Raw genomic sequence first — 25,652 nt, 5'->3', positions numbered from 1 at the left:
AAAGATTATTACGATATTTGAATATATCGGTTAATTATGAATGGGGTATTTATTATTAAAATATAAAATATGAGCGGAGGATTATATTCAACAGAGGTGAATGATTTCGATCAAACCCTGGACCTGAAAAAGATAAAACCCTATGGGGATACGATGAATGACGGTAAAACGCAGATTAGTTTTACCTTGCCGGTTCCGGATGGGGAGGAAGGCATTGAAGCCGCCAAGCAATTGATGAAGAAGATGGGATTCGAAAATCCGTTGGTTGTATTTCATAAAGAGTTGACGAAAGGATTTACTTTTTTCAATTGTTACGGTAGTTGTACCCATACGGTGGATTATACGAATATTCATGTTCCGAAGGTGGAATCGACACGTTGGAGTATGTCCGAAACCGACGATTTTATCCGGACCCGTATCGGTCGTAAAATTGTGGTTGTCGGTGCAAGCACCGGAACGGATGCCCATACGGTGGGAATTGATGCAATTATGAACATGAAGGGGTTTGCCGGACATTACGGATTGGAGCGTTACGATATGTTCGAGACGTTGAATATGGGAAGTCAGGTACCCAATGAAGAGTTTATAGCCAAAGCCATTGAGCTGGGAGCCGATGCTTTGTTGGTGTCGCAGACGGTGACGCAGAAGGACGTGCACGTTAAAAATCTCACGGAATTAGTTGAGATGCTGGAAGCCGAGGGCTTACGAAGCAAACTGCTGTTGCTTTGCGGAGGGCCTCGTATTTCTCATGAGTTGGCTAAGGAGCTGGGATATGATGCCGGTTTCGGCATGAACACTTATGCTGACGATGTAGCTTCGTTTATTGCACAGGAATTATGGAACAGATTGCAAAATAAAGAGTAATTTAAAACATACAAATTATGGAAAAAGATCAGATAAAGCAGGTCATAGCCAAGCGGGTTGCTATGGAACTGAAAGACGGAGATGTCGTTAATCTGGGAATCGGAATCCCGACACTGGTACCGAATTATTTGCCGAAGGAGGTAAATGTAATTTTGCAGACGGAAAACGGTATGCTGGGAATGGGACCGGCTCCGGCAGAAGGTGAAGAAGACCCGGAATTGACCAATGCAGGAGGAGGATATATTACGGCTTTACCCGGGGCTTCCAGTTTTGACAGTGCCACTTCTTTCGGTATTATCCGGGGAGGTCATGTGGATGTCAGTATATTGGGAGCTTTACAGGTTGATGAAAAAGGTGATTTGGCGAACTGGATGATTCCGGGTAAGAAGACGCCGGGTATGGGAGGGGCGATGGATTTACTGGTCGGAGCAAAAAAAGTGATTCTGGCTATGGAGCATACGGCGAAAGGAAATCCGAAAATCATGAAAAAATGTACGTTGCCTTTAACGGCAGCCGGACAGGTCGATTTGATTGTGACGGAGATGGGGGTGATTGAGGTAACTCCTCACGGCCTTGTATTGCGTGAAATACATCCGGAATTTACCGTAGAGCAGGTGCAGGCAGCAACGGAGGCAGAATTGATCGTTACGCCTGATTTGAAGCTGATGGCAAATTAATATGTGAGAAAGTTTGGGTGTTTTATCTTGCAAATTTTCAAATCTTCAAAATATAAACTATGGATTTTTCATTATCAAAAACAGAGATATTATTTCGGCAGATGATTCGGGAGTTTGCCGAGAAAGAGGTGAAGCCTTTGGCAGCAGAAATCGATGAGGAGGAGCGTTTTCCTTTGGAAACCGTAGAGAAAATGGCCAGGTTAGGTATTATGGGTATTCCTTTCCCCGCGGAATATGGGGGTGCCGGCGGAAATAATATATTATATACAATGGCTGTGGAAGAGTTATCCCGGGTATGTGCCACAACGGGAGTTATCGTTTCTGCTCATACTTCTTTGTGCGCGGCTCCTATTTACGAGTTCGGAACGGAAGAGCAACGGAAGAAGTATTTACCGAAGTTGTGTTCCGGAGAATGGATCGGTGCTTTCGGGCTGACAGAACCGAATGCGGGAACGGATGCCTCGGCCCAGCAGACGATGGCGGTTTTGGAAGGAGACCATTATGTGTTGAACGGGACGAAAATTTTTATTACGAATGCAGCTTATGCAAATGTATATATTGTGATGGCAATGACGGATAAGTCGTTGGGGACCAAAGGTATTTCTGCCTTTATCGTCGAACGGGATTTTCCGGGATTCTCGATCGGGAAGAAAGAGAAGAAAATGGGTATCCGGGGATCGGCTACCTGTGAGTTGATTTTCGAAAATTGCATTGTACCGAAAGAAAATCTGTTGGGAAAACCCGGCGGGGGATTCGGAATAGCCATGAAGACGCTGGACGGCGGACGTATCGGAATCGCTTCGCAAGCTTTGGGAATTGCACAAGGAGCTATGGATGAAACCGTGAAATATGTAAAAGAGCGGAAGCAGTTCGGAAAATCCATCGGAAAATTCCAGAATACCCAGTTCCAACTGGCTGATTTGGAAACGAAAATACAGGCTGCCCGTCTGTTGGTACGGATGGCTGCTTATAAGAAAGATCAGAAACAATCTTATTCTGTGGATGCTGCCCAGGCAAAACTTTTTGCTGCGGAGACGGCTATGGAAATGACCACAAAAGCCGTACAATTTCACGGCGGTTACGGATATACGCGTGAATATCCGGTGGAACGCATGATGCGGGATGCCAAGATCACAGAAATCTACGAAGGCACTTCGGAGGTTCAGCGGATGGTTATTGCAGGTGCATTGCTGAAATAGCAGGTGTTGCATGCGGTTGTTTTGAGAAATAAATAGAATAACATTAAAGAACGAAATATGAAAATAGTAGTTTGTATCAAGCAGGTTCCCGATACGACGGAGATAAAGCTGGACCCGGTAACGGGAACATTGATTCGGGATGGGGTTCCGAGCATAATGAATCCGGACGATAAGGGTGGTTTGGAGATGGCTTTACAATTGAAAGATAAATATAATGCTCATGTAACGGTGATAACTATGGGACCGCCCCAGGCCGACGATATTCTGCGGGAAGCTTTGGCTATGGGAGCAGACCGGGCGATTCATTTGAGTGACCGGAAGTTTGCCGGTGCGGATACATTGGCGACCTCCAATGCTATTGCAGGGGCTTTGCGGGTACTCGAATACGATCTGGTGATTACCGGACGTCAGGCTATAGACGGAGATACAGCACAGGTAGGGCCGCAGATTGCCGAGCACCTCGACTTACCGCAGGTGACTTATGTGGAAGCATTGAAGTATAACAACGAAGCAGTGACATTTACTATCCGTAAGTCGACGGAAGAAGGTTATGAAATGCTCGAAGTACCTGCTCCTTGTGTTATAACGGTACTGGCAACGGCAAATAAGGCCCGTTACATGTCGGTTCGTGGTATTGTAGAGTCCTATAACAGGGAGGTCGAGGTTTGGAATTATGGCAATATAAGTGTCGACGAGCAGAAGTTAGGGTTAAATGGTTCTCCGACACGTGTATTCAAGTCTTTCACGAAAGGTGCTAAAGCTGCGGGCAAGGTATTCGAAATTGAACCGGCGGAAGCGGCAGACTTGATTGTAGAGAAACTGAAAGAAAAGTTTATTATTTAATTTACGGTTTTGATTTCAGATTGAGGGTTAAAACTCACTTATTCGGCTTTGTGAATAATCTAAAATCTAAAATCTAAAATCTAAAATCTAAAATCTAGAAAGAATGGATAAGACTCAATATAAAGATGTATATGTTTTTGCCGAACAACGGGAAGGTGTTATTCAGAATGTAGCTTTCGAGTTGTTGGGGAAAGCCCGGGAATTGGCTGATCGGTTAAATCAGAAGGTTGTTGCTATTTTGGCCGGTAGCGGAATAAAAGAAAAAGCGAAGGAGTTGATTGCTTACGGGGCAGACTCCGTTTTGTGTGTGGATGCTCCGGAATTGAAGCAATATATTACAGAACCTTACGCACAGGCGGTTACTCAGATTATCAGAGAAAGAAAACCGTCGATTTTACTGATCGGGGCAACGACCATCGGACGGGATTTGGGACCTCGTTTGTCTGCCCGTCTGGAGACAGGATTGACGGCAGATTGTACGGGTTTGGATATATCGGAAGAAGGAGATTTGTTGATGACCCGTCCGGCATTCGGGGGTAACCTGATGGCCACGATTATTTGTAAGGAGCATCGTCCGCAAATGTCGACAGTACGTCCTGGGGTGATGCGTATGGGGACAGCCAATGAAAAAAGAGAAGGGACGGTTGAAGATATTACCGTACATTTTGATACTTCTAAATTTAAAGTGCGTATATTAGAGGTAGTGAAAGAGCAACGTAATCTGATTGATATTACGGAGGCTAAAGTATTGGTATCCGGTGGTCGTGGAGTTGGTAACACAGAAGGTTTTAGAATGCTTGAGGATATGGCTGGGGCAATCGGTGCTGAGGTGTCTTCTTCCAGGGCGATGGTTGACGCAGGAATTATGACACATGACAGACAGGTGGGGCAGACGGGGAAGACTGTGCGTCCGAATCTTTATTTTGCCATGGGGATATCCGGGGCTATACAGCATTTGGCCGGTATGGAAGAATCCGATTATATCATTGCTATTAATAAAGATAAGTATGCTCCGATATTTCAGGTAGCGGATTTGGGTATTGTGGGGGATGTCAGAAAGATTGTTCCGCTGTTGACTGAAAAGTTAAAGAATGAGAGAAATAAAGTTAAATAAATATGATGGAGTTTAAAACACTTCTTTTCGGGAAACAAGGTCCGGTCGGCATTTTGACGATTAATCAGCCGGAGACATTGAATGCTTTGAATACCTCTGTTTTGAAAGAATTGGGACAGGCTTTCGATAAGTTTGCGGAGGATGCGGAGCTTCGTGTAATCGTACTGACAGGAGCGGGACGTTCGTTCGTTGCCGGAGCGGATATTGCTGAAATGAGCGGATTGGATGCAGAAGCGGGGAAAATTTTCGGGCAGTTGGGTGCTTCGGTGTTCCGGAAGATCGAATTGTCGGAAAAAATTGTTATCGCCGCAGTAAACGGGTATGCTTTGGGGGGAGGATGTGAGTTGGCATTAGCCTGTGATATTCGCATGGCTTCCGAAAAGGCGAAGTTTGCCCAGCCGGAGACAGGATTGGGAATTGTGCCCGGTTTTTCCGGCACGCAGCGTTTGCCTCGTATCATCGGAGTGGGTAAGGCGAAGGAGTTGATATATACGGGGCGTGTTATCGATGCAGCGGAGGCTTCCCGGATCGGATTGGTCAATTCGGTGACGGAACCCGGAATGTTGCTGTCCGAAGCTGTAAAGATGGCGGAGCAAATTGCTTCCCGTTCGCCTTTGGCGGTACAGTATGCCAAGGAAGCCATAAACCGAGGGATAGAAACCGATATCGATACCGGTATAGCTATCGAAAACGGTTTGTTTGGGCTTTGTTTCGCTACGGAAGAACAGAAGCAGAAAATGAGAGCTTTTTTGAATAAGTAGATATTTACAATGGCGTATTTGTTTTAATTGTAGAGATTAAATGAATCGCGATAGTGAATTCCTTTGTCAGGTAATTTACAATTTAAAATTTGTATATAGCTTTAAGCCGATGGATTTAAGAAAAAAGAATCGGTGGAAGAATTAACTAATGGAGGTAGCCGAAAGTTATCGGATATCATTAAAACCAATAATTTATGAAAATATGTGTAATTGGAACGGGTACAATGGGGAACGGAGTTGCCCAGGTATTTGCCCAGGCAGGATTTGACGTTTTGTTGAAGGGGCGTTCTGATGCTTCTTTGGCTAAGGCTCACAAAGCGATGGAAAAAAATCTTTTCCGTATGGTAGAGAAAGGAAAGCTGGAAGCAGCAGAGAAGGATGCCGTACTTTCCCGGATCCGGGATACGCAGGTGTACGACGATTGCCGGGATGCTGACCTGGTGGTTGAAGCTGTAGCAGAAGATATGGAGGTGAAATGTGAGATTTTCCGTTTGTTGGACGGGATTTGCAAGCCGGATGCTATCTTGGCGACAAATACGTCTTCTCTGTCGGTGACAGAGGTGGCTGCTGTGACTTCTCGTCCGGAACAGGTTATCGGAATGCATTTTTTCAACCCGGTTCCGGCTATGAAACTGGTTGAAGTTATAAAGGGGCAGATGACTTCTCCGGAAGTACATGACCGGGTGTTTGAGATTGCCCGGCAACTTGGGAAAGTGCCGGTGAGTGTGAATGAGGCTCCGGGTTTTGTTGTAAACCGGATTCTGATACCGATGATTAATGAGGGAATTGGTATTCTGGCCGACGGAGTCGCTTCAAAGGAGGAAATAGATGAAGCTATGCAGTTGGGGGCTAATCATCCGATGGGGCCTTTAGCGCTTGCTGATTTAATAGGTTTGGATGTATGTCTGGCAATTATGGAAGTATTGCATGATGAATTCGGAGATTCCAAGTACCGGCCGCATCCACTACTCCGTAAAATGGTCCGGGCAAATTTGCTGGGACGTAAAACCGGAGTGGGCTTCTACGATTACCGAAAATAGGTTTCGATAAAGTTACTCTGTTGTCATCCTGAGTGGGCAATGCGGGTTTATTTTTAGGCTGTTTGGGACTCGCTTGTTACTTCCAGGGTGACAACAGATTTTTTTTTGTGGAATTTTTCCTCATTTTTTTAATCTTTTCCCCATATTCCCCAATCGGGGTGCATGCTGTTTCTTTTATAATAAGCTGGTTGTTAGTTGATTGTGGTTTATATGCTTTTTGGTATGTAGATTGCTTCATTTTATAAATAAATGAGAAAAGATATAATTAATCACTAAAATCAGATCGTTATGAAAAAGTTTGTCATTGGAACAGTCAGCGTATGTGTCTTGTTTTTCCTTGGTGGCTGTGTAGAAAGTTCGCAAAAATATAAAGATTTACAAGGTCGTTTGGATTCTTTGAGTGTCGCTTATAATAATCAGAATGCCGAGATGGAAGGTTTATTTGCCGATTTGAACGATATTTCTGCCGGTATGCAGTCTATCCGGGAAGCCGAAAAATTGTTGACATTGGAGGCAGAAGAAAATGCCGGAGCCAGTAAGTCTAAAAAACAAATTGCTCTTTTAAAAGCCGATATTAAAGCGATTACCGAGGCTATTGCAGGTTACAAAGATCAAATTAATAAATTGGATGGCCGGAATAAACGTCAGTCTGCAGAATTTAAAAAATTGATCGCAAGTCTGAATGAAGAATTGGAAGTCCGGACGCAGAAGATTGCTGAGATTACGGCACAGCTTGCTGAAAGAGATAAGCAGTTGCTGGCAAAAACACAGGAGGTTGAAAATCTGAATAAGGATGTAGCTGATTTGAATCAGCAATCGGCTGCTCAGAAAATGACAATTACCGAACAGGATCAGACTATCCATACGGCTCATTATTTGGTCGGCAGTCGGAAAGAGTTGAAAGATGCGAATGTGATAACCCGTCAGGGAATATTCTGTCCGCCGATCGTATCATCTCAGGTACAAAAGGCTTCTTTTAAGGATGTTGATATCCGGGAAGCAAAATCAATAGCGTTGAATGGCAAGAAAGCAAAGGTGTTGTCGGTGCATCCTGAAGATTCTTACAGCCTGGAAGCCGGAGAGGACGGTATGTTGAATCTGGTAGTAAAAGACGAGAATGCATTTTGGGGACAAACGAAATATTTAGTAGTTATGGTTAATTAGACACATATACCTGGTTCCCGGTAGTTTCAAATTCTTTCTCCCCTTCATGGATTTGGAATTCCGGGAACATTCAGAAGGCTACCTGATTTTTCAGGTAGCTTTTTTTACGTAAAAAAAACCGGGAACATATTTCCCGGTTTTTTCAGAGTAAGGTGAGAAAAAAGGTTTGTATTTGTTTAAAAATTTGTATCCCCTTTTTTATCCGGCTTTACGGAAGTGTTTTATTTTACGCTTTCGATATTGTCCATTCCCGTACGGATGGCTTCGATATTCATAGGTATCATAGAATGGTGTCTGGCCGGTAAGGATTTTTGAAGTCCTTTTTCTACGTTTTCCAATTTAACAATCGGTTTTACTTTCAGAAAGCCTCCTAGAATAATCATGTTGAAGATTTTGGGATTTCCGCTTTCTGCAGCCAGACGGGCACCTTCTATGCGATAGATATCGATGTCTTTCCGGGTCGGGTGGTGTGTGATACCGTTCGGATCGTAAATTAATGTGCCTCCGGGTTTAACCTGGGATTCGAATTTATCCATGGATTGTTGGTTCAGGATAATAGCGGTGTCGAAACGTGTCAATACAGGAGAGCTGATGCGTTCATCGCTGATGATAACGGTGACATTGGCTGTACCTCCACGCATTTCAGGGCCGTAAGAAGGCATCCAGGATACTTCCTGATCCTGCATAATTCCGGAATAGGCCAGGATCTTTCCCATAGAAAGTACTCCTTGTCCTCCGAAGCCTGCTATAATTATTTCTTCTGTCATAAAGATAATATTTACGATTTATGATTTATGATTTACGATTCAGACCGGAAAAGTCTGAAATCGTAAATCTGAAATCTACAATGTTATTAAATGTCTTTGATGTCTCCCAACGGATATTTTTTGAACATGTGTTCGCGCATCCAGTTGTTGGCTTCTACCGGGCTTACTTTCCAGCCTGAATTACAGGTAGCTACCACTTCTACAAAAGAGGTTCCTTTGCCGAGACGTGTATTTTGAAATGCTTTTTTAATTGCATTTTTGGCTTTGCGAACGGCACCCGGAGTGTCAGCACTTTGTCTGGTGACGTAGCAGGTTCCGTCTAATTGAGCGATCAATTCCGTCAGTTTCATCGGGAATCCGTTCAATTTGACATCCCGGCCGTAAGGTGTCGTAGCCGTTACCTGTCCGATCAGGGTGGTCGGAGCCATTTGTCCACCTGTCATACCATAGATGGCATTGTTGATGAAGATGACAACGATATTATCGCCCCGGTTACAGGCATGCATGATTTCGGCACATCCGATAGAAGCCAGGTCGCCGTCTCCCTGATAAGTGAAAACATATTTTTCGGGATGCAGACGGCTGATAGCCGTAGCAACGGCCGGAGCCCGTCCGTGAGCAGCTTCTGCCCAGTCGATATCAATGTAATTGTATGCGAAAACACTGCATCCTACCGGTGAAACACCAATGGTTTTATCCTGTATTTCCAATTCTTCGATAACTTCTGCAACCAGCTTATGGACTACTCCATGAGTACATCCCGGACAGTAATGCATGACGTTGTCGGTAAGCAGAGAGGTCTTCTTATAAACAAGATTCTCCGGTTTTACTATATCCTTTATATCAATCATTGCGTTTTAATTTTAAATTTTAAATTGTAGATTTTAAATTGACAACTGTGAGAGATTACAATTTAAAATTGTCTTTCAGTGCATCGATAATTTCTTCCGGGGTCGGAACAACTCCACCCATACGTCCGTAATGTTCAACCTGTATTTTGCCGTTAACAGCCAGACGAACATCTTCTACCATTTGACCGGCACTCATCTCGACAGTCAGCATGCCCTTTACCTTTTCGCTCATTTCGGCAATGGCCTTTGTCGGGAACGGGTATAAGGTAATAGGACGTAATAATCCGACTTTAATGCCTTGTTGACGAGCCAGTTCTATTGATTTCTGACAGATACGTGCGGATGAGCCGTAAGCGATAATGAGATAATCGGCATCGTCACATAAGATTTTTTCGAATCTTACTTCATTTGCTTCGATTTTCCGGTATTTGGCCTGTAGTTTTTCGTTAAAGGTTTCTTGCCGGTGTGCATCCAATTCCAAAGAGGTGATGATATGTCCGTTCCGGTTTTTCTTTTTACCGGTCAATGCCCAGCTACCCGAAATTTTTTCGATTTCTTCGTCCGTCCATCTCGGTTTATACGGGGAAAGCTCTACTTTTTCCATCATCTGTCCGATTACACCGTCAGACAGGATCATCGCCGGATTCCGGTATTTAAAAGCCAGTTCGAATCCCAGATCGACAAAGTCATTCATTTCCTGAACAGAAGCCGGGGCTAATACAATCAGGTGATAATCACCGTGTCCACCGCCTTTGGTCGCCTGGAAATAATCGCTCTGTGCCGGTTGTATCGTTCCTAAGCCTGGGCCTCCTCTGACAACGTCTACGACCAGACAAGGCAATTCGGCTCCTGCAATATAGGTCATACCTTCCTGCATTAAGCTGACACCGGGACTGGAAGAAGAGGTCATTACTTTTTTACCGCAGGCGGCACCGCCATATACCATATTGATAGAAGCAATTTCACTTTCTGCCTGCAAAACGACCATCCCGGTTTCTTCCCATGGCTTACGTACCATGAGGGTTTCCATAACTTCCGATTGGGGGGTAATAGGATAACCAAAGTAACCGTCACAGCCACATCTGATAGCAGCTTCGGCAATTACTTCATTACCCTTCATTAATTTTACTTCAGACATTTTCAAGTAGTTTTATTTATTCTACATTCATTTTATAAACACTGATTACAGAATCGGGGCATACCAAGCCGCAGCTGGCACAACCGATACATGCTTCGGGATTTTTCATATAGGCATAATGATAGCCTTTACCGTTTACATCAGGATTGAGATCGATTACTTTCGTCGGGCAGGCTACGACGCATAGGCCGCATCCTTTACATTTTTCGTTGTCCACAACGATTGCTCCTCTGAATTTTGCCATATCTTAAAAAGTTATAAATTATATAATATTATCGTCTTTTTATTAATTATTGTAACTATTATCGGGGTATAAAATTACATTTTAAAATCAAAAGTACCAAAAAAGGTTTCTTTATTTTGTTCTCAAATTCAATATTTGCACATATTTTTTTTCTGTGTGTAAGGTTCATAACCCGATTTTTCACAATTCCTTATTTCATGTGCAATTTTAACCGCTCTAACGGTTAATGGCCGTGATCTTTTTTAAAAGCTTCCAATCTTTCTTTTAAGGTACCCATTTTGTCCAGGCCGATTTGTGAAACACAGGCTCTCAAGCCCGGCCGGTTGCTGCCACACCCTTTCAGCGGAAGAGAGGATATGCCGTAAAACAGGAGTTCTTTGGCAAGGTCACCCCCGCTAAATCCGGGATAACCTATGGTAAAATAAAATCCGTCACTTATATCTTCATTGCCGTCTTTATCATATACAATCCTGAAACCGGCTTCCTGAAAAAGTTGCTTCATTTCTTTTGCCCGGGTTTCGTATTCCCTGACTCCGGACAGAATGTTCAGTTTTCCTTCGTTGGCTGCTTTTAAGATTGCTGCAACGGCATATTGGGGAGAATGGGCCGTTCCTGAAGTTTGGGTATAAATCAATTTATACACCAAGGTGTAACCTAATTCTTCCGAACCGTATCTTTTTTTCAGGTTTTCGTATTTTTTCCGGTATAAACTATCCGATATGCAGAGTAATCCCAAACGTTGTCCGGCGTAACTGAACAGTTTCGAACTGGAGATCATGAAGATGTAATTGTCCGTGTATTTGGCAACCGTCGGCTGGAAAGGAGCCTGTCCCGGATGTGAAAGATCCTTCCGGAAATCCATGGCGAAATAAGCGAGATCTTCCAGGATGATGGTATCGTATTGTTTGGATAATTCTCCGATGACCTGTAATTCTTCTTCCGTGAGACAAATCCAGGCCGGGTTATTGGGGTTGCTGTAAACGATTGCACAGATGTTCCCTTTTTTTAAATATTCTTCCAGCTTAGCACGTAGTTTTTTCCCTCTGTGTTCGTAAATGTCGAATGTAATATAAGGTTTGCCGATAACGTCCAGTTGGGTTTTTTGAACGGGAAATCCGGGATCGATAAACAGCACCGTATCTTTACCGCTTTTACATTCGGTAAGGGCCATGAATGCCGTATAAGAGGCTTGCATCGCGCCGACAGTCGGAATGATGTGTGCCGGATTGATGTCGATATCCATGAAATTTTTTACGAAACGGGCTGCTTCTTCCGAAAGTTCCGGATAACCTTCCAGCATGGGATAATATTGTGCAACCCCTATTTTCAGAGCGTTGATCTCTGCCTCGGTACCGATTTGGGCAGGCGGGAGTCCGGGTACACCCATTTCCATTCGGATAAATTGAATACTGCTCGCCTTTTCTAACAGATTGGCGACTTTTACAACATCCCGGATCGAAGCATGCTCGAGGTCCGATATACCGGCCTCAGCAAGTTTGTTTTCTACAACTTGAATGTCAATAATATTGTTTTGCATGATTAGTGAGTAGTTGCTTACATTTTGAAACAATATTAGACAATTTTCTTGAAAAAACATAACTTTTCTTCCATTTTAATTTATAAATATTATTTCTTCCTGTATTTTCTGATTTCCGGGAATTGTTCCCGTTTATTTTTTACTTTTTACTTTTTACTTTACTTTTGTACGGGTATTTTGCCTTAAGCGCAGTAAAGTATCGCGCAACTGAATTTGAGATTACGGATAAACGGGAGAAATTGCTGTTGAAGTGAGACGAAAGGTGTTTTTCTCGTTTAAAGTTTGTAAGGTGTAATTCTGATTTCGTATCGGTTGTGTAGGGTGCTTTAATTTTAATAGGGAGAAAGAAACGTGAATTTAGAATTATACATAGCCCGGAGATTGCTGAAAGGCAAGGAGAATAGTACGGTGTCCGTTCCTATTGTCCGGATTGCTTTGGTCGGGATTGCTTTGGGGGTATGTGTGATGTTGCTTTCCATATTTATTATTACCGGTTTCAAAAAAGAGATTACGGATAAGTTGACCGGTTTTTCCGCTCATTTGAATGTCGTTGCTTACGGGAATTATAATTCTTACGACGCAGCGGAGAAGGTCCGGGTATCGGATACGCTTTTGTTTGAAATCGCAGAACTGCCGGAAGTAGCGACGGTTTATCCGTATGTGGCTAAGCCGGCGATATTGAAAAGCAAAAAGCAAATCCATGGGGTTGTGTTGTACGGTGTCGATTCTCTTTATCCGGGAGATTTTATCCGGAAACATGTGGTGTCCGGGGACTATCCGGATTTCAGTACGGCTAAAGCTTCCGACGAGATTTTGATATCAAAGGCCGTGGCTTCGCTATTGGAAGTGGGGGCCGGAGAGAAGATAAATGCTCATTTTGTGCAGGATCCGCCCCGGGTAAGAGTATTTACCGTGAAAGGTATTTATGACACCGGATTCGGAGAGTACGATAACATATATGTTTTTTGTGATCTCCGGCATTTGCAGCGGTTGAACGGCTGGCAGTCCGATGAAGTGTCCGGAATTGCCGTAGATTTGAAAGATATCGGTTTGTTGCCTGTGGCGGAGGAAAAAGTTTATGATTTGCTGCCTTGGGAGGATTCCGGAAATATGTGTAAGGTTACGACATTGTATGATATGGCTCCCAGTTTGTTCGATTGGCTGGGGATGCTGAATACGAATGTATGGATTATTTTAGTGCTGATTCTTGTGGTTGCCGGATTCAATATGGTATCCGGCTTACTGATACTGATATTGGATAAAACTTTTTTGATCGGAATCTTGAAAGCTTTGGGTTATACGAATGTTAATTTACGCAAGTTGTTTTTGTATATAGCGGCAGGTTTGATCGGCAGAGGAATGATCTGGGGGAATATCCTGGCTTTCGTATTGGCCGGGATACAATATTTTTTTCGGGTAATACCTCTGGATCCGGTGGCCTATTATATGGATACGGTACCTATTCATTTTAATTTTGTGTTTGTGATTCTACTTGATATAGGGGTGTTGGTGATATCTACATTGATGCTGGTTGTTCCGACGATGTTGATATCCAGGATCAGTCCTATTCGTGCAATCCGTTTTGAGTAGTCGGAAAATGGGGATAAGGATGAATTTTAAAGAATATATTATACAGCAGTTTTATGCTCATCAAACGGGAATTTTGGGGACAATAATTTTTCATTTATTGCTTGCTATTTTTCTGTTGAGTATGGGGATTGCCCGGCTGGAGGTGCCTTTGGGTACAGAAATCGAGTTGGCGGCATCGTCTCCGCAGGAGTTGGAAAAAATACGGGAAGAGAAGCAGCAACGGGAAGAAATCCGTAAAAAAGCATCAACGGAAGAGGTACAGGCGATGTTACGCTCTATTGCGGTTAACGAGAATGTCCGCGAGAAATCGAATAAAACACCGAATGTACAGTCTTATATTGATGAAGTGATGGAGGAGTTGGAGGCGGATGAATATAGCGGTCGTTATAAGGCCCGGAAAGATGAAAATTACAAGAAAGACAGTTTGCAATATGACCGGGATAAAAAGGAACAGTTGCTGGATTCTTTAAAATCGACATTTTATTCAGGGAAAAGCAGTGTTTCTTATAATCTGCCGGAGCGTTATGCGCGTTTTTTGCCGATACCTGTGTTTAAATGCGAATTTGGAGGACGGGTTGTGGTAAAGATAGTGGTCGACCGAAAGGGGAGGGTGCAACGGGCAGAGGTGGTTGCAACAGAATCACAGCAGGACGATTGTTTGCATGATGTTGCCGTGGATGCTGCTTTGCGTTCTCGCTTTAATGAGAAACCGGGAGCTCCGGCTTTGCAAACGGGAACAATAACTTACAATTTCGTTAAGCAATAATGGAATTTTGAATGTAAGGTTTTAAATTTAAAATTATTGCATTAACTTTGCTTTATTTAAGATATGTGTTTGACTAAACCAGGGGTGGTGGTATTGATTTGCTGGAAGTCCCGGATGATTAGCATATAGGGTGTAAGATTACTAAATTCAAGTGGATTATGGGATTGTTTTCGAGAAGTAAAAAGGTTCGTACGACAGCTGATGCAGAGACATTAAGGAAGGTTTTTGACGAAGATTACGCCTTGTACCGAAAGGTGGGAGAGAGTGATGACTTGAAGCGTTTTTATGAGTTGGATGAATATGTAAACAGTCCTGTATTTAAGAATAAGCGGAAACAAATCGAACATTTAAGGTATAAGGAGAGTGAATATTACAACCGGGAAAAAGACTATAAAAAGTTGCTCAAAGCCGAGAAGCTAAAGAATTATTATCTGATTAAGGAATCTCAGGAGTTACAAGGATATTTAAAAGTAAAAGAAACCGATGAATATGCGCAATATGCCCGCTTGCGGGTGATTGTGACTACTCCGGGGTTCGATAAAAAGCTGCGGCCCGAAGAGTATATGGCTTATCGGAATATAGTTGCTCATCCGAAGATCAAAGCCTTGATATTATTTGAGAAAAATAAGAGGTTCAGGCATTATGCAGAAGTAAAGGCTACGACTTTACCTCAGGAGTTCGAGAAGCTTACAGCTTATATTAAATCGGATGAGTTCCGTAAAAACCGGGAGTATCTGTTGAATAAACGACGGTATGAGACAACGGATGATTATAAATTGCTGTGTGAGTATGAAGCTTTGAAGAAACGCCCGGATATTGTAAAGTATTTTTCATTGCAGTCTGATGTGCATTTTAAAAATATGTGTCGTTGGGAACCGGTGTTTGAAGATACATTCAGAGGCGGAAGTCTGAATGAGCAAAAATGGATTACCCGTTATTATGCCGGAGAACGTTTTTTAAACGATACTTATGGTGTCGGAAATGATGTTCAGTTGTTTTTACCTGAGAATATTTCATTTACTGAAAAGTCGGTGCAGCTGAATTTTAAGAAAGAGCAGATTATCGGTAAATATTGGGATGCTTCTTTGGGTATCCGGGAAAAGAAATATGAATATACTTCTGCTGCATTGAGTACGGCTTGTGCGTTCCGGCAGTGTTTCGGCCGTTTTGAAGCCAAAATAAAGCTCAATCATTCGTCGGTAGTGCAATGCTTCGGGATGCGCGGAGACCGGGATATGCCGCATATCGAGATCATGAGATCCGGGGCAAACGGCTTGCAAATGGGAAAGATTTATACTTCCAAGGGTAAGGTTGTAAATGAAATTATGCCGTTAAAAGATATACATCTGTCCAATGACTTTTATATTTTTACATTGGAGTGGACCCGTGAAAAAATGGTATGGATGGTCAATGATACGGTTGTTAAAGAAGTGCACGAAAATATCCCGGATATCCCGATGTATGTATTTTTCAGATTGGGATGTAATCAGGAACCGGGAGGAAAATGTGTGCCGTCCCGTATGGAGATTGAATGGGTACGTTTTTATAAAATGAAAGAAGAGAAAGGGGCGGATGTGAAATTAAAATGAAAAATGAGGGCAACCGCATTTTTCAGTCTATAGTCCGTTTATTTTATCCCCCGCTTTGCGTGGTGTGTAAGGAGGCTTTGGTAAGGGGAGAAAAGTATTTATGTTCGCCTTGTCTGGCTGATTTCCCTTTGGCCGATCCCGCTTATCAATCTGTAGATATCCGGTTATTGATGGAGGATGAGGTTGTTGATGTCGGGTCATTGTATGCGCTTTTCTATTATAATAAATACAATGATTATAAAAATCTGGTGTATGCGGTGAAGTATCGTTCCGGTAAGGAGCTTTGCGTATACCTGGGACGGATGCTGGGCGGGAAGATCGGTGACCGGTCCGGCGTCCATGCTATTGTTCCCATCCCTTTGCATCCGAAAAGAGAAAAACGAAGGGGATATAATCAGGCCCGGCAGATTGCAATGGGGATGGCGGAAGCGATGAAGGTTCCTTTGTGGGATGATATCGTTTGCCGGGTTCAGGACAATGCTTCTCAAACCGGGAAGAGTGCCGGTGAACGTCAGAAAAATGTCGAGAATATTTTCCGGTTGAAGAAAACGGACGTGCTTTACGGTAAGCATCTTCTTGTCGTAGACGATGTTATTACGACCGGGGCAACAATAAAATCCTGTATACGTACATTGGCAGAGGCAGGTCATGTAAGATTCAGTTTGGCATGTTTGGCGAGGACGGAAGTCTGAGTTGTTACAAAATGAGATTTTTATACGATTAAGGCTGAATTCTTGTGTGTCTGCTTGTAAAACATAGTTACAGAATCCTTATGTAGGATAATTTTTATAACTTTGTTGATTCAATGCCAATGAAGAGTCAGAGATGGGGAAGATTGCCCGTTTTTTGAAGCATAAATTTTAATATTTGTTTTATGAATAGATCTCGTTGCTTTACGGCCTGTTTGTGGGGATTGGGAATATTGTTCATCATTATTGTGATGCATTCCTGTGCGAATAAGGGATATCCCGAGGGAGGACCTAAAGATGAGACTCCTCCTCGTGTGATAGCAGAACAGCCGGCTTCGTTCAGTACAAACTTCAATAAGAAAAGTATTAATATTTATTTCGATGAATTTGTCGCTTTAAAGAGTGTCAATGAGAAATTTATTATTTCTCCGCCTCAGGCCAAGAAACCCCGGGTGCGTTTGAGAGCGAAATACATTATGGTTGAATTTCAGGATACATTGCGGCCGGAGACGACTTATAGCCTTGATTTTGCCGATGCGATAGTAGACAATAATGAAGGTAATCCGTTAGGGTATTACCGGTATGTGTTTTCTACGGGTGCAGTGATTGATACCCTGGAATTGAGCGGAAATGTCGTGAATGCGGAGACGAATGAGCCGGTTGTAAACAGTTATGTTTTTCTGTATGAGAATACCGCAGACTCTGTGCCTTTGAAGGAGATTCCCAGTTATATGGGACGTACGGACAGTTCCGGATTTTTCCGGATAACGAATTTGCGGGAAGCGGATTATAAGGTTGTGGCGGTTATGGACGAAAACCGGGATTATAAATATGCGCCGGAAGGAGAACAGGTTGCTTTTTTGGATACATTGGTACGTCCGGTTGTATTTTCTGTCAGCCGAACGGATACGCTCGGAGGGGATTCTATCGTAGAACGTTCTTATTTGGCTTACGGGCCGAATAATTTGTATATGAGGATGTTTTTAGAAACTCCGACACAGCTGTATATGGTTGATGAGGCAAGGAAACAGCGGGAGTTATTGAGTTTTGTATTCAGTGTCCCGGGGAAGAATGATTTTGCTATTCAGCTATTGGATACGGTGACTGAAGGGAAATGGTATTTTCCAGAGGTGTCCCCCGGTGGAGATACCATTAATTTATGGATAAAGGATTCGACCGTGTATAAGCGCGATACGCTGCATTTTCAACTGTCTTATTTGCGAACGGACAGTACGGGTATGCAATCGCCTTATCTGGATACTGTAAAGATGGTGTTTACGGATAAAAAGGTAAACGAGAAGGCGAAGCGAAGGAAGAAAGACGCGGAGAAACCTGTCATCGACTTTTTAAAAATGACGGCCAGTGTCGATCGGGAACAGGATGTAAATACCGGTATCTTTCTGGAATTTGATCGTCCGGTGACTCAGGATATAACAGAGCATGTTCAGTTATTGGAAAAAGTCGATACACTATATGTCCCTACCGATTTTAAAATTGTGCCGGACAGTGTCCATATACGGCGTTTCCGCCTGGAAAAGGAATGGAAACCCGAGGCGGAGTATGAACTGTTGGTCGATTCCGCTGTGATTTCCGATATTTATGGGCGGCATAACGATAAATTGGATAAGAAGTTCAAAGTCCGCCCGCTTGAATTTTACGGTAAATTGCAGCTGCATCTGGAAGGGGTAGAAGGGCAGGTTATCGTACAGCTTTATAAGCCGGATAATAAAAAGACAGAAAAAGGACAGAGAATTTTTAACGTTGTTGCTGAAAAAATCGTAGATAAATCCGGAGATCTGGTTTTTGACTTTTTGCATGAAGGGAAGTACCGGCTTCGGGCAATATTGGATGAAAACCGGAATGGGATCTGGGATCCCGGTTTGTATTTGAAGGGGAAGCAGGCGGAAGTTGTCCGCTATTTACCGACAGAAATCAGTATCAAACAAAATTTTGATATAGAACAAACCTTTGATTTGAAAAGTTCATATATCGGAGGAGAGCTGAAGGAAGAAAAAGATACGAAGAAGAAAAAATAAACAGGCATGTAAGTGGGAATAATATACTGAGTCGGGACGACCGGGAAGCAGGAAAGCGATATATGCCGGAAAAAAAGAGTGTATGAAAAGAGTGATAGCCATAATAATTGTGTTATATACATTTTTCCCTTTATCGGCACAGCAGAAATTGCCGCCGATAGAAAAACTGGTATATACCGGTTATTATAATTGGGGAATTATATGGATCAGGGCCGGATTGGTCGAGTTTACAATGGGCAAATCTGAAAAATATCCGGAAGCTGTTTTATTGAATGCTGTCGGGTATTCATTACCTTCCTGGGATTGGGTTTTTAAGTTGCGGGATACGCTGACATCTGAGTTTCATCCCGATACGTTTCTGCCTTATGAATTTTCCCGAAAAGCACATGAAGGAAATTATCATAAGACGTTTGATTACAGTTTCGATTACACGAATCAAAAAGCGTATGGTGTAATAAATAAGATCGGTAAATATATCCGTCAGGATACGATAGAGTTACTGCCGGAGACTTACGATATGCTCTCTGTGGCCTGGATGGCGCGAGGGCTTGATTTCGATAAGCTGAAGCCCAAGGATACCTTGCCGATAAAGATTTTAATCGACAGTAAGATTTACAATTTGTATATTCGTTATCTGGGAGTAGAGAAAATAAAAGTGGGAAAGAAGAAATGGGATTCTTATGTGTTTTCTCCCTTATTGGTGGAAGGAGATGTCTTTAAAGGCGGGGAAAATATGAAGATATGGGTGAGCAAGGATGAAAACCGGGTGCCTTTGATGGTTGAAGCCAAAATCCTGGTCGGTTCGGTGAAAGGAATTCTGGATTTGTCGGAGAGTAAATTCGGAGATTGAAAAATGTTTATTTTATTATTATATTAGAACTGAAAAATAATATAAATCCGCGCTTATGAAAACAACACCTTTATTGAAAATTGCCGTTATGGTAATCTTGCTGGTTACTGTCGTATCTTGTAAAGACAAAACGACCACCGGATTATCGAATCTTGCCGGAAGTATGAATGAGGTTTTAGTCGTGATGGACAAAGATCTATGGAACGGTCCGGCCGGAGATACCGTAAAAGCTTGGTTCTCGCAGGAGCAATTGGGTTTGCCGCAACCGGAACCTGTTATGGATATATTGAATTTGCCTTTGGCTTCTTTCGATAAGAATGTAAAAGGGTATAGAAATGTTTTGTTGGTTCGTATTTCTCCTAAAATAGATTCGACGGCAATTCGTTTTAAAGACAGTCCCTGGGCAAAAGGGCAAAAGTATTTTGAGATACAGGCTCCGAATGAGACTGATTTTGTGAATGTATTTGATGCGAATAAACAATCGATACTGGATGTTTTTATGAAAGCGGAGCAGGAACGTCTGATCAGTGTCTATAAAAAACAGCCGAATTCGGCCGTATACAATCTTTTTAAAGACAAATACCACATGTATGTGGCTTGTCCGGGAGATTATGTTGTCAATAAAGATATCGACGGTTTTGTTTGGATTTCCCGGGAAACCCGGACCGATGGCCGGGGAATTATCTTTTTTGAAAAAGAATATAAGGATGCTTCACAATTCCATGTTCAGGCTATTGTAGATACGGTAAATGCAGAGTTAAAACGCAATATACCGGGACCGTTGGCCAATACCTATATGGCCTTGGATACAATTGCGCCGACAGAAACGAAGATATTTAATTATAACGGGGATCATTATGCCGTAATGATGAGAGGTTTGTGGACGGTTGTAAATGATTATATGGGAGGTCCTTATGTTATGAATGTTATATTGGATGCTAAAAATAACCGGATTGATTATATGATGGGATATGTTTATGCTCCCGATGATAAAAAGCGGAATCGGCTTCAGCGGGTAGAGGCTATATTGAATACGGTTAAGTTGGATTATCAGGAATCGGGAAAATGAATTAATTCCGGAAGAGGTCGTTGTTGAGATATGAGTATAAAATTTGGAATTCTTTTTATCGCATTTTGCGGGCTTCTGTGTGTAGGGATGGGACAGGAAAAAGTATTTCCCGGAATTATGGATTTCGGGAAATATGAAACGCTGTTGCAAGGTAAAAGAGTGGCTTTGGCTGCGAACCAGACTTCTGTTGTAACGACTTATGATTGGGTTGGTGAACGTAAAAACGAACCAGCCGTGTCGTCTCATACTTTGGATTTTTTGCGGGCAAAGGGCGTACATGTCGTAAAAGTGTTTTGTCCTGAACATGGTTTTCGGGGGGATGCCGATGCCGGAGAGAATATCGGAGATTATACCGATCAACGTACAGGGCTTCCGGTGGTGTCTTTGTATGGAAAGAAAAAGAAACCGGCTCCGGAAGATTTGGCCGGTGTGGATGTTGTCATTTTTGATATGCAGGATGTCGGTGTCCGTTTTTATACGTATATTTCAACGTTGCATTACCTGATGGAAGCTTGTGCAGAGAATGATTGCCGGCTTTTACTGATGGACAGGCCTAATCCGAATGCTTTTTATGTGGATGGGCCGGTGTTGGATTTGAAGTACCGTTCTTTTGTCGGGATGCATCCGGTTCCGGTGGTGTACGGAATGACGATCGGGGAGTATGCGATGATGATCAATGGAGAAGGATGGTTGAACGATGGAAAACGGTGTGATTTAACGGTGATCCGATGCAGGAATTGGAAACGGGAGATGGTAGTTGCTTTACCTTGCCGGCCTTCGCCCAATCTTCCGGATGAGGTGTCGGTACTGCTTTATCCGTCGGTATGTTTTTTTGAAGGGACGGTGGTTAGTGAGGGCAGAGGTACTGCGACGCCTTTTCAGGTATTCGGACACCCGGATTTGACGGATATGCCTTATCGTTTTATACCGGAAAGTATTCCGGGTATGAGTAAAAATCCGAAATGCCTCGGAAAAGTATGTTATGGAATGGATCTTCGGGAGGAGTTCAATGAAGTAAAGGAAGGTAAAAAATTGCGTTTGGATTGGTTGATGACGGCCTATCGGAATTATACGGGTAAGGATGCTTTTTTTACTCCGTTTTTTGAAAAACTGGCAGGAACTTCCGGGTTGCGGGAGGCTATTGTTGCCGGAAAGAGTGAAACGGAGATTCGGAAAATGTGGCAGACCGGATTGGAACATTTTAAAATCGTCCGGGCAAAATATTTGTTGTATTGAATTGTGAATCGGGAAAATATCGGAGGTGTTGTGTGTTGTAGAAGCATCGGTTGATTATGCGGGCAATGGATTTCGGATTGGCATTTACAGCACATGATATATGATCTGAAATTTACCATGTAATGATTTGATTATGTCTGAGAAAAAGAAAAAATCCAGGTGGAAAAAGGGGTTAAAATGGTTTTTATGGACTGTTTTTACGCTTGTTGTGCTTTTATCGGTAGCTATAGGTATCGTACTCAATTTTGTATTTACGCCTTCGAAGTTGACGCCTAAGGTAGAGCAATTGGCCCGGGAATATTTGAATGCGGATGTGCGTGTCGGTGAAATAGAGCTGACTTTTTTCTCAACTTTTCCGGATTTCGGGCTAAAAGTATCGGATGCTTCGGTTATTTCCTGTAAATTCCGGGATACGACCCGGTTGGCAGCGACCGAGGATTCTTTAATGGTCGTAAAGAAGTGTTTGATAACGGTGAATCCGATGGCTTTTTTGAAGAAGAACCGGATTATTGTAAAAGATTTGGTCCTGGAGCAGCCCCGGATTTATGCCTATATAGACACTGCCGGACAAGCGAATTGGGATATATTGCAGTTACCGGCAGATACGACTGATGTTGCCGAAACTGTAACGGATACTGTAAATGAGGGTTTTAATTCTGCTATCCGGCTGAAAAATATCCGCATTCAGAACGGTAGGATGGTTTTTGACGACCGGAGTACTCAGATTTATACCCGTATGAGTAATTTGGAACTGGCTTTGGACGGTTTTCTGGGGAAACACCGTTCCAGACTGAATATGGATTTTTCAGCTAAAAACATACTTTTCTGGCAAGAAGGAAAGTTGCTGGTGAGTCGTTTGAATTTCGGGGTAGAAACCGGTATGAAAATAAACAGGGATTCTTTGCTTTATACCTTGGAGAAAGCTGTTTTCGATGTCAACGGTATTCGTTTCGGTGCAGGAGGGACATTGCGGGGGGATACCGTTAACCGGACGATGGCCGTTAATTTGAAATACGGTATTCACATTCCTTCTTTGGCGACGTTGATAGAAATGATTCCGGATGCTGTGTTACAGAAGGACCGGAAAGCCGATATCCGGGGAGATGTTTTGTGTACGGGAACGGTAACCGGCGTTTATGGAAAAAAGAATGTTCCTTTATTGACTTCACAATTTAAAATTACGGACGGCTATATCGCTTATGAAGGGATGCCTTCCCGGATTGAGGAATTGAATACTGATTTTTTTGCGAGGATTGATTTACAGAGGGAGGAACCGTCCTATATAAAACTGAATAATTTTTGTATAAAGGGGGGAAAGACCGATATCGATCTGGCCGGAGACGTGGAGAATGTACTGAGGGATCCGGTGATAAAAGCGAAGTTGGATGCCAATATCGACTTTGATGATTTAACCCGGATATTTCCATTGACGGATGGAGTGACTTGTACCGGAAAAATCGGAGCTTCTTTGAAAACAAAAGTACTTTTGTCGGATGTGATGAACGGAGATTACGGCCGGATAAAAGTAGGAGGATGGTGTAAAATGAATGATGTTGCCTTATTTATACCCAAAGACAGTATTGTGATGAATGTCCGTTCGGCGGGAGTCGGTTTTGCGACAAACCGGAAGAATACGGAGGTTGTACAGGGAGTCGATTTCCTGAACGGTGTTGTCGGATATTCGGGGTTAGATATTCATGTGAAGGATAAATTGCGGGTATTAATGGATACGACTTATCTGACATTGAAGACAACTCCTTTGAAGGATACGTCGGCAATCGCTACCGTGAATTCCGGGATACACATCGGTAAAACGATTGTCATCGTACGGGATACGTTGTTATTGGGTGTGAAGCGGATGGATGCCAAAGGGAGCCTGAAGCCGACAAAACGTGACAAGTCGGTTCCGCGTATAGAAGCCGATTTCCAGGTCGATAGTTTGCGTTTGAGGGCATTGAATAATCGGTTGAATATAGCGAAAGCTGATATACATGTGGAAGCTTCGCGTAGCCGGCGGGACGACCGTATCTGGTTTCCGACCGGATATGTTGATTTTAAAGGATTACGGGCTTATACACCGTTTTTTCCGTTGCGGCTCAGGATGCCGGGGACACGTATTCACTTCAACCGAAAAGAGATCATGCTTGATTCGGCTGTGTTGAAGCTGGGAAAATCAGATGTACGGTTGACCGGGAGTATAACGAATCTGACCCGGGCATTTTTTAAAAAGGAAGACTTGTTTGCAGAATTGACGGTACAATCGAAGATGATCAATTGCAATCAGATCATGCGGGCATTGGATATGGGTACGGCTTATATGGATAAGGTAGCCGCCGGTTATAAAGAAGAGATTACAACAGAGGATGACGATATGGATAACGTAGCTGTTGTGAGTGATTCGGCTTCGTATGAAGGTGTTTCTTCTGTGTTTGTTGTACCTGCCGGGATCAATTTTGTTTTCCGGACAAATATAGAGAAAATGTTGTTCGGCAATTTATTGATGGAGAACATACACGGAGAAATGGTTATGAAGAATCAGTGTATTCAGGTTTCCGATTTGGATATGCGTTCTTCGGCGGCTAATATGGAGGCTTCTCTGATTTATAAAGCATCCGATACCTTGCGGGCTTATACGGGCTTTGCATTGAAAATGCATGAAATCCGGATTGATAGTCTGGTAGAAGTAATACCGGCTCTTGATACTTTGTTTCCTATGCTGCGTTCCTTTGAAGGAGTCGTGGATTTCAATATTGCAGCTGAGACCTGGCTTGATTCGACGATGATGGTCGAACTCCCGACTTTGCGGGCTGCGGCTTATCTGGACGGACATAATCTGGTGCTGATGGATGGTGAGACTTTTGCTGAAATATCCAAAATGCTGATGTTTAAAAATAAGAAGCGGAATTTGATCGATAGTATATCGGTTGATGTAGCGATAAAGGACGGTATTGTGGAAATATTCCCTTTCCTTTTGGAAATAGACCGTTATAAAGTGGCTGTCGGCGGGGAACATAATATCGATATGAGTTTTAAATATCATATATCACTTTTGAAATCGATTTTGCCTTTCCGGGCCGGAGTCGATATTTCCGGTACACTGGATAAGATGAAGTTCCGGATCACGAAGGCGAAGTACAAGGATATTTTTATGCCTTCCCGCAAAACGAAAGTCGATAGTACACAACTGAACCTGCGGAAGCGAATGCGTGAAATGTTGCGTGAAGGTGGCCGTAGGGAGCAGGTAGATACAATATAGAAGCAAATTCGTCTCTATAGTTGGGTGCCCGGAGTTTATTCTCCGGGCACTAAATTTTTATTTTCGGTGAAGGAATGGAAAATAAATACTATCTTTGCGACGTTTTGTTCCGAGCCGTAATTCTACGGTTAGGATTAAATGGGAATCGGGTGAGAATCCCGGACAGTCCCGCTGCTGTAAGCCTATAAAGGGTCAGGCACTACTTTAGCCACTGTTTCTTTGAAATGGGAAGGCGCCTGAACCGGGGTAAGTCAGAAGACCTGCAAAACATTTTTTCAATAGCTTTCGAGGATTTGGCTGTAGGAAACATCATGTTGTGCTGCTGCACGTTTGGCATCTTGTATTTTACGGATAAAGAGACAGGGAAAAGAC

At 42.9% G+C, this 25,652-nt stretch carries 22 protein-coding genes and 1 riboswitch; of the genes, 17 read left to right on the top strand and 5 right to left on the bottom strand.

From position 1 onward, the window contains the following. The first annotated feature begins 69 nt into the window (after nucleotides 1–69). The 8 genes from kamE to BN8908_RS12220 all read left to right on the top strand — a co-directional run bounded on the left by kamE (nucleotide 70) and on the right by BN8908_RS12220 (nucleotide 7,662). Nucleotides 70–864, top strand: a complete 795-nt coding sequence (gene kamE, locus BN8908_RS12255; RefSeq protein WP_021987081.1) for a lysine 5,6-aminomutase subunit beta — start codon at nucleotides 70–72, stop codon at nucleotides 862–864. A gap of 17 nt (nucleotides 865–881) precedes the next feature. Continuing rightward, nucleotides 882–1,541: a 3-oxoacid CoA-transferase subunit B gene (locus BN8908_RS12250; RefSeq protein WP_021987082.1), complete on the top strand. Its 660-nt coding sequence runs from the start codon at nucleotides 882–884 to the stop codon at nucleotides 1,539–1,541. A gap of 59 nt (nucleotides 1,542–1,600) precedes the next feature. Beyond that, nucleotides 1,601–2,740 (top strand): acyl-CoA dehydrogenase, encoded by a 1,140-nt coding sequence (locus BN8908_RS12245; protein WP_068690837.1) that lies wholly within the window; start codon nucleotides 1,601–1,603, stop codon nucleotides 2,738–2,740. A 57-nt stretch (nucleotides 2,741–2,797) separates the two neighbouring features. After that, nucleotides 2,798–3,583 (top strand): electron transfer flavoprotein subunit beta/FixA family protein, encoded by a 786-nt coding sequence (locus BN8908_RS12240; RefSeq protein WP_021987084.1) that lies wholly within the window; start codon nucleotides 2,798–2,800, stop codon nucleotides 3,581–3,583. Between the two features lie 103 nt (nucleotides 3,584–3,686). Continuing rightward, nucleotides 3,687–4,697, top strand: coding sequence for an electron transfer flavoprotein subunit alpha/FixB family protein (locus BN8908_RS12235; protein WP_068690835.1), 1,011 nt, complete (start codon nucleotides 3,687–3,689; stop codon nucleotides 4,695–4,697). Between the two features lie 5 nt (nucleotides 4,698–4,702). Next, nucleotides 4,703–5,458 (top strand): enoyl-CoA hydratase-related protein, encoded by a 756-nt coding sequence (locus tag BN8908_RS12230; protein WP_068692268.1) that lies wholly within the window; start codon nucleotides 4,703–4,705, stop codon nucleotides 5,456–5,458. Nucleotides 5,459–5,652: 194 nt separating this feature from the next. Further along, on the top strand, nucleotides 5,653–6,498 hold the full coding sequence (locus BN8908_RS12225; RefSeq protein ID WP_068690833.1) for a 3-hydroxybutyryl-CoA dehydrogenase: 846 nt from the start codon (nucleotides 5,653–5,655) through the stop codon (nucleotides 6,496–6,498). Between the two features lie 288 nt (nucleotides 6,499–6,786). Beyond that, complete coding sequence (locus tag BN8908_RS12220) at nucleotides 6,787–7,662, top strand: Cbp1 family collagen-binding glycoprotein adhesin (RefSeq protein ID WP_021987088.1); 876 nt, start codon at nucleotides 6,787–6,789, stop codon at nucleotides 7,660–7,662. A 221-nt stretch (nucleotides 7,663–7,883) separates the two neighbouring features. Here BN8908_RS12220 and BN8908_RS12215 read toward each other — a convergent pair whose 3' ends face one another. The 5 genes from BN8908_RS12215 to BN8908_RS12195 form a co-directional block, all read right to left on the bottom strand. Then, complete coding sequence (locus tag BN8908_RS12215) at nucleotides 7,884–8,429, bottom strand: 2-oxoacid:acceptor oxidoreductase family protein (protein WP_021987089.1); 546 nt, start codon at nucleotides 8,427–8,429, stop codon at nucleotides 7,884–7,886. A gap of 86 nt (nucleotides 8,430–8,515) precedes the next feature. Continuing rightward, entirely contained in the window at nucleotides 8,516–9,280 is a 765-nt protein-coding gene (locus BN8908_RS12210; RefSeq protein WP_068690831.1) for a thiamine pyrophosphate-dependent enzyme, read from the bottom strand. A gap of 55 nt (nucleotides 9,281–9,335) precedes the next feature. Then, nucleotides 9,336–10,418, bottom strand: a complete 1,083-nt coding sequence (locus BN8908_RS12205; RefSeq protein WP_021987091.1) for a 3-methyl-2-oxobutanoate dehydrogenase subunit VorB — start codon at nucleotides 10,416–10,418, stop codon at nucleotides 9,336–9,338. 16 nt (nucleotides 10,419–10,434) lie between these two features. Further along, entirely contained in the window at nucleotides 10,435–10,662 is a 228-nt protein-coding gene (locus BN8908_RS12200; RefSeq protein ID WP_009137182.1) for a 4Fe-4S dicluster domain-containing protein, read from the bottom strand. Between the two features lie 223 nt (nucleotides 10,663–10,885). Next, a complete protein-coding gene (locus tag BN8908_RS12195; RefSeq protein WP_068690829.1) occupies nucleotides 10,886–12,199 on the bottom strand; it encodes an aminotransferase class I/II-fold pyridoxal phosphate-dependent enzyme in 1,314 nt (437 codons plus the stop codon). A 351-nt stretch (nucleotides 12,200–12,550) separates the two neighbouring features. Here BN8908_RS12195 and BN8908_RS12190 point away from each other — a divergent pair, with 351 nt between their 5' ends. The 9 genes from BN8908_RS12190 (at nucleotide 12,551) to BN8908_RS12150 (ending at nucleotide 25,280) form a co-directional block, all read left to right on the top strand. After that, nucleotides 12,551–13,789, top strand: a complete 1,239-nt coding sequence (locus BN8908_RS12190; protein WP_021987093.1) for an ABC transporter permease — start codon at nucleotides 12,551–12,553, stop codon at nucleotides 13,787–13,789. A 19-nt stretch (nucleotides 13,790–13,808) separates the two neighbouring features. Then, nucleotides 13,809–14,555, top strand: a complete 747-nt coding sequence (locus BN8908_RS12185; protein WP_068690827.1) for an energy transducer TonB — start codon at nucleotides 13,809–13,811, stop codon at nucleotides 14,553–14,555. Between the two features lie 158 nt (nucleotides 14,556–14,713). After that, on the top strand, nucleotides 14,714–16,144 hold the full coding sequence (locus tag BN8908_RS12180; RefSeq protein WP_021987095.1) for a glycoside hydrolase family 16 protein: 1,431 nt from the start codon (nucleotides 14,714–14,716) through the stop codon (nucleotides 16,142–16,144). After that, the gene (locus BN8908_RS12175) at nucleotides 16,141–16,836 is read left to right on the top strand and encodes a ComF family protein (protein WP_021987096.1); all 696 of its coding nucleotides are present in this window, start codon (nucleotides 16,141–16,143) and stop codon (nucleotides 16,834–16,836) included. The genes BN8908_RS12180 and BN8908_RS12175 overlap by 4 nt, the downstream gene beginning before the upstream one ends. Nucleotides 16,837–17,018: 182 nt before the next feature. Next, nucleotides 17,019–18,869: an Ig-like domain-containing protein gene (locus BN8908_RS12170; protein WP_021987097.1), complete on the top strand. Its 1,851-nt coding sequence runs from the start codon at nucleotides 17,019–17,021 to the stop codon at nucleotides 18,867–18,869. Between the two features lie 82 nt (nucleotides 18,870–18,951). After that, the gene (locus tag BN8908_RS12165; RefSeq protein ID WP_021987098.1) at nucleotides 18,952–19,719 is read left to right on the top strand and encodes a DUF3108 domain-containing protein; all 768 of its coding nucleotides are present in this window, start codon (nucleotides 18,952–18,954) and stop codon (nucleotides 19,717–19,719) included. Nucleotides 19,720–19,774: 55 nt separating this feature from the next. Then, entirely contained in the window at nucleotides 19,775–20,788 is a 1,014-nt protein-coding gene (locus BN8908_RS12160) for a DUF4837 family protein (protein WP_021987099.1), read from the top strand. Between the two features lie 30 nt (nucleotides 20,789–20,818). Further along, a complete protein-coding gene (locus BN8908_RS12155) occupies nucleotides 20,819–22,024 on the top strand; it encodes an exo-beta-N-acetylmuramidase NamZ family protein (RefSeq protein WP_021987100.1) in 1,206 nt (401 codons plus the stop codon). Between the two features lie 133 nt (nucleotides 22,025–22,157). After that, entirely contained in the window at nucleotides 22,158–25,280 is a 3,123-nt protein-coding gene (locus tag BN8908_RS12150) for an AsmA family protein (protein ID WP_021987101.1), read from the top strand. Between the two features lie 87 nt (nucleotides 25,281–25,367). Next, a riboswitch (cobalamin riboswitch) is annotated at nucleotides 25,368–25,562 on the top strand. The last annotated feature ends 90 nt before the right edge of the window (nucleotides 25,563–25,652 follow it).

Origin of the sequence: Culturomica massiliensis (assembly GCF_900091655.1) — a bacterium.
Lineage (GTDB): Bacteria > Bacteroidota > Bacteroidia > Bacteroidales > Marinifilaceae > Culturomica > Culturomica massiliensis.
The sequence above is the reverse complement of the archived record's forward strand: the minus strand, read 5'-3'. Positions and strand labels throughout refer to the sequence as shown.